The following is a 5511-nucleotide window of genomic DNA, read 5'->3' as shown; positions in this document are numbered from 1 at the left end:
AGTTCGGCATGGTGGCGACCGGCAGCCCCTGGACCACGATGCCGTATTCGCGCTTCAGCCAGGCCTTGAGCGCACCGAGCAGATCGTCGCCGGGATCGAGCACCGACGTGAATGCCTCGGCCTCCTCTTCGAGCGCGGCAAAATGGTTCGGCCGGCGCTCGAAAATCTCGTGCACCTCGTCAATCGGCAAGCGGGCGCCGGAGAGTGCCGTCGCTTTGCCCTCACGCGCGAGAAGCTCGTTGAGGTCGGAAAGGCGCTCGGCCTGCTCGCGATAAGCGCGAAACAGTTTTATCACCGCGGCGGAAGCGTTGGGCGCTGCCTCGGCAAGCTCGATCAGCTCCTGGTCACCAGGCAATTCGCCGACCAGCAGCGGGTCTGAAAACACTTCCTTCAGGGCGGCGACCGACCCCCTCGCCTCACCCTGCAATTCATGCGGGTCGACCTTGTAGACAGACGCCAGCTTTAGGATCAGCTGGACCGTCAGCGGCCGTTGGTTACGCTCGATGAGATTGAGATAGGACGGCGAGATGCCGAGCCCTTCGGCCATCGCCGTCTGGGTCAGGCCCTTGGCGCTGCGGATACGGCGGATGCGCGGCCCGGCGAAGATCTTTTGATCGGCCACTCGACTGTCCTTGACAGAAATTTACATTGCTTCTGCACGGCGATGTCACGCCGGTCTTTACAATCATGACAAATTTACAGCGCCTGGCTGTCAAACGCAACACAGGTTTTCTCTTATTCCTCAGCCAAATCTACGGTTTTTCTCGCCTGTTTCGCGCCGAAATGTAAATGCTGTCACACCAAAACGGCGCGAAATCTGCATGAGGCGGCGTTCTCTATCCCAGTAACGATTTATCCGGAGCGACCAATGACCGATTTTTACAACCTCGTCCCCTCGGCGCCCGAAGGCCGCTTCGACGGCATCGAGCGGCCCTATTCGCCGGACGATGTGAAGCGACTGCGCGGTTCGGTCCAGATCCGGCAGAGCCTCGCCGAAATGGGCGCCAACCGGCTTTGGCAGCTCATCCACGAGGAGGACTTCGTCAACGCGCTCGGCGCCATGTCGGGCAACCAGGCGATGCAGCAGGTCCGGGCCGGGCTGAAGGCGATCTACCTGTCTGGATGGCAGGTCGCCGCCGACGCCAACACCGCATCCGCCATGTATCCGGACCAGTCGCTTTATCCCGCCAATGCGGCGCCCGAACTGGTCAAGCGCATCAACCGGACACTGCAGCGCGCCGATCAGATCGAGACCTCCGAAGGCAAGGGGCTTTCGGTCGACACCTGGTTCGCGCCTGTTGTCGCCGATGCGGAAGCCGGCTTCGGCGGGCCGCTCAATGCCTTCGAGATCATGAAGGCCTTCATCGAGGCGGGTGCCGCCGGCGTCCATTACGAGGACCAACTGGCGTCGGAGAAGAAATGCGGCCATCTCGGCGGCAAGGTGCTGATCCCGACCGCCGCACACATCCGCAACCTCAACGCCGCGCGGCTTGCTGCCGACGTCATGGGCACGCCGACGCTGGTCGTCGCGCGCACCGATGCGGAAGCGGCAAAGCTGCTCACCTCCGACATCGACGAGCGCGACCAGCCCTTCGTCGACTATGGCGCCGGCCGCACGGTGGAGGGCTTCTATCAAGTCAGGAACGGCATCGAGCCTTGCATTGCGCGGGCCGTCGCCTACGCGCCCTACGCCGACCTGATCTGGTGCGAGACCTCCAAGCCCGATCTGGCGCAGGCCAAGAAGTTCGCCGAGGGCGTGCACAGGCATCATCCCGGCAAGCTTCTCGCCTATAATTGCTCGCCGTCGTTCAACTGGAAGAAAAACCTCGACGACGCCACGATCGCCAAGTTCCAGAGGGAGCTCGGCGCCATGGGCTACAAGTTCCAGTTCATCACGCTGGCCGGCTTCCACCAGCTCAATTTCGGCATGTTCGAACTCGCCCGCGGCTACAAGGCGCGGCAGATGGCGGCTTATTCCGAGTTGCAGGAGGCTGAATTCGCGGCGGAAGCCCACGGCTACACCGCGACCAAGCACCAGCGCGAAGTCGGCACCGGCTATTTCGACGCCGTGTCGATGGCGATCACCGGTGGCCGGTCTTCAACCACGGCCATGCATGAATCGACCGAGCACGCCCAGTTCAAACCGGCGGCGGAATAGCAGGAACGCAACGAACAGAGGAACGCCCCCGAAGGGGTATAAATACGCAGAAGGAGAAGACCAATGGCATCGATAAGCCGCGTCAAGGAACGGGCCGAAGAACAGGCCACCACCATGAGCGTCGACCAGCAAGCAACCATCCGCATGCTTGCGAACGACCTGCACAGGCTCAACCAGTCGGTGATGAAGGCGGTCGAGGCCGGTGTGTCGGTTGAGCTCGTGCGCTCGGCACGGCACCATGGCGGCGACGGCAACTGGGGCGATCTGCTGATCCCGGTGATCGTCACGCAGCGGAGCCACGGCTGACCGAAGTCCAAGCAAAGCCTATTGTGGATCCGGAATCACCTGCGCAGTCTCTGCGCAGGTGATTTGCGTTTGCACGGCCAGTTTGCATACGGGCAAAAAACAGAACTTGCTTTAAATTTTAACGTTTCTTGCGATATTCTCGATGTTCGCCATTTCAGCTTGACATAGGCAGCGATCTCACGGCAATTGTCTCTAAAGTTTCAACCCTGCATTGAAACCATTCGAGTGCCCGCCCCGCTCATGCGCCCCGTGAATCGCGATACCAAGACTGTAAACCACCTGAGTTTGGTGAGCCGGAATGTGGATCCCGAGATGCTCACGGACTTCACCCGCGTGCTCGTCGTCGGAAAGTCGCCGGTCAACCGGGTGGTGGTTTCGAAAATCGTCGAACGATCCGGGCTCAAGCCGATCTCGGAATCGCCCGAGACGGCAGCAACGACGTTGCGATCGCTCATTCCCGGAGCTGTCGTCCTCGACGGCGGCGCGGACAACAAGGACTGCGACGCGCTGATGTCGGGTATCGACGCGCTGCGACGCACTTCTGGCAAGTCGCTCCCCTCGGTGATCCTGCTTTCGACCAAGAACGGCACACCAGAGAGCCTCGGTCTGTCGAGCGTCGTCGATGCGGTGGTCGTCAAACCGATCACGACCGAACGACTGCAGCCGGTGATCGACCGCCTGGTCGAGCTCGGACGTAACTAGCCAGCACCCGGCCCGACGCCAAGACGATCAGCCGGCTTTCCCGATGTTTTCGATCAGCCGGGGCAGTTCCGAGAGATCGGCTATCTGGCGGAAGCGAGGCGCGGTGACCGGCGGCTCGACATGTTCCAGCACCCAGGTCAATTCATGCGGCACGTGGATGCCCCAACTGCCGGCCTCGATGGCCGGCACCACATCCGACTTGAGCGAATTGCCGACCATCATGCTTTTTTCCGCGCCATCCCCATGGCGGCCGAAGATCCTGGTATAAGTGGCAGGGCTCTTGTCGCTGACGATCTCGACGGCGTCGAACAGGTCGCCGAGGCCCGATTGCGCCAGCTTGCGCTCCTGATCGAAGAGGTCGCCCTTGGTGATCAGCACCAGGCGATATGCGCTCGCCAGCTTTTCCACGGTTTCGCGCGCATGGGGCAGCGGCTCGATCGGATGGCCGAGCATCTCGCGGCCTGCGGCAAGAATTTCGGCGATGACCGAGGCCGGCGCCCGGCCCCCGGTAATCTCGATCGCCGTTTCGATCATCGACAGGGTAAACCCCTTGATGCCGAAGCCGTAGACGGCGAGGTTGCGCTTCTCCGCCTCCAACAATCTTGCCGAGATGTGCCCCTCCTCGGCATGATCGGCGAGCAGCGCGGCAAAGCGCCTCTCGGTGATGCGGAAGAACTGCTCATTCTGCCAGAGCGTATCGTCGGCATCGAAGCCGATCGTGGTCAATTCATGATTGTTCTGCATTCGACGTCTTCACCGAGGTCATTTAATTTGCGTCGAACCTAAGCTGCTCGAAGCGGTTTTCAACTGCCAGACGAACGCAGGGCCGGCTCCCCTTCCCTTCCATCACCGCCCACGGCTATACTCCAAAATCCGCAACCCAATCTGGTGAATGATGCCGCCTGCAAAAAAGGAAGTCCGTCCGTCGAGCCGCGGAGGACGTATCCGCACGCCTGCCTTCGTGAAAAATCAGCGCGGCGTGAAGAACTGGAAGGAAGTCAGCGCCTGGCTGGAGTGGCGCGGCATCGAGGATATCGAGTGCATCACGCCCGATCAGGCGGGTGTTGCGCGCGGCAAGATGATGCCGTCGAAGAAATTCACCTCAAACACCTCGCTGGCGCTGCCCTCGGCGGTGTTCATGACGACGATCTCCGGCGGCTATCCGGAGGACGGCAACGGCTTCCACTATCCGGAGGACGACGGTGACCTCAAGCTGATGCCGGATCTTTCGACATTGACCGTGGTGCCGTGGGAAGAGGACCCGACGGCGGCGGTCATCTGCGACCTCGTCCACCAGGACGGCCGCTCGGTCGAGTTCACGCCGCGCAACGTGCTGAAGCGTGTGCTTGCCGCTTACGACAAGCGCGGGCTGAAGCCGGTGGTGGCGCCCGAGATCGAGTTCTACCTCGTGCGCAAGAATCCCGATCCGGACTACCCGCTGACCCCGCCGGTCGGGCGTTCGGGACGAGCGATCGGCGGCGGCGCCGGCTATTCGATCGCCGGCGTCAACGAGTTCGACGAACTGATCGACGACATCTATCATTTCTCCGAAAGCCAGGGCCTGGAAATCGATACGCTGATCCACGAGGAAGGCGCCGGCCAGCTCGAGATCAATCTGCGCCATGGCGATCCGATCGAGCTCGCCGACCAGGTGTTCATGTTCAAGCGCACCATACGCGAGGCAGCGCTGAAGCACGATATCTATGCCACCTTCATGGCCAAGCCGATCCAGGGGCAGCCTGGGTCGGCCATGCATATCCACCAGTCGATCATCGACAAGAAGACCGGCAGGAATGTCTTTTCTGCCGAGGACGGCTCGGAAACCGAGGCCTTCTTTCATTTCATCGGCGGCATGCAGAAACACGTGCCGAACGCGCTGGTGATGTTTGCGCCCTATGTCAATTCCTACCGCCGGCTGACCCAGTCGGCTTCGGCGCCGGTCAACAACAAATGGGGCTACGACAACCGCACCACCGCGTTCCGCGTTCCGCGTTCCGACCCGGCGGCCAGGCGCGTCGAGAACCGCATCCCCTCTTCCGACGCCAATCCCTATCTGGCGCTGGCCGCATCGCTCGCCTGCGGGCTGATCGGCATGACCAACAAGATCAAGGCCGAGCCGCCTGTCCTCACCACCGCCAACGATGCCGAGATCGACCTGCCGCGCAGCCTGCTCGAAGCCGTCGACCTATTGGAAGCCGACGAGGAACTCTGCGCGCTGCTCGGCAAGTCGTTTGCCGCGACCTATGCGGCGATCAAGCGGGCGGAATTCGAGACCTTCATGGAAGTCATCAGCCCGTGGGAGCGGGAGTATCTGCTGCTAAATGTTTAGGGGAGTAGGGGAGTAG

General features: G+C 61.6%; 6 protein-coding genes. 4 read left to right on the top strand and 2 right to left on the bottom strand.

Translation table 11 applies throughout. The annotated features are described in order from the left end of the window. The coding region (locus EOB36_RS32870; RefSeq protein WP_164897695.1) for a helix-turn-helix transcriptional regulator at window positions 1-622 on the bottom strand (622 nt) is incomplete at its 3' end. Between the two features lie 246 nt (window positions 623-868). Between EOB36_RS32870 and aceA the strand changes: the two genes are divergently transcribed. The 3 genes from aceA to EOB36_RS32855 all read left to right on the top strand — a co-directional run bounded on the left by aceA (window position 869) and on the right by EOB36_RS32855 (window position 3166). Continuing rightward, window positions 869-2158, top strand: coding sequence for an isocitrate lyase (aceA, locus tag EOB36_RS32865; protein WP_095483543.1), 1290 nt, complete (start codon window positions 869-871; stop codon window positions 2156-2158). Between the two features lie 63 nt (window positions 2159-2221). Next, complete coding sequence (locus tag EOB36_RS32860) at window positions 2222-2464, top strand: hypothetical protein (protein ID WP_095483542.1); 243 nt, start codon at window positions 2222-2224, stop codon at window positions 2462-2464. A 240-nt stretch (window positions 2465-2704) separates the two neighbouring features. Beyond that, a complete protein-coding gene (locus EOB36_RS32855) occupies window positions 2705-3166 on the top strand; it encodes a response regulator (protein ID WP_126107244.1) in 462 nt (153 codons plus the stop codon). Between the two features lie 27 nt (window positions 3167-3193). On the opposite strand, the gene EOB36_RS32850 is transcribed toward EOB36_RS32855, so the two are convergent. Continuing rightward, window positions 3194-3910, bottom strand: a complete 717-nt coding sequence (locus EOB36_RS32850; protein WP_126103649.1) for an HAD family hydrolase — start codon at window positions 3908-3910, stop codon at window positions 3194-3196. 148 nt (window positions 3911-4058) lie between these two features. Here EOB36_RS32850 and EOB36_RS32845 point away from each other — a divergent pair, with 148 nt between their 5' ends. Further along, window positions 4059-5495, top strand: a complete 1437-nt coding sequence (locus tag EOB36_RS32845) for a glutamine synthetase family protein (RefSeq protein WP_164547036.1) — start codon at window positions 4059-4061, stop codon at window positions 5493-5495. Window positions 5496-5511 lie beyond the last annotated feature (16 nt).

The sequence above is a fragment of the Mesorhizobium sp. M6A.T.Cr.TU.017.01.1.1 genome (genome assembly GCF_004023115.1).
Classification (GTDB): Bacteria; Pseudomonadota; Alphaproteobacteria; order Rhizobiales; family Rhizobiaceae; genus Mesorhizobium; species Mesorhizobium mediterraneum.
Note: the sequence above shows the minus strand (reverse complement) of the source record. Positions and strands in the feature narration are given on the sequence as shown.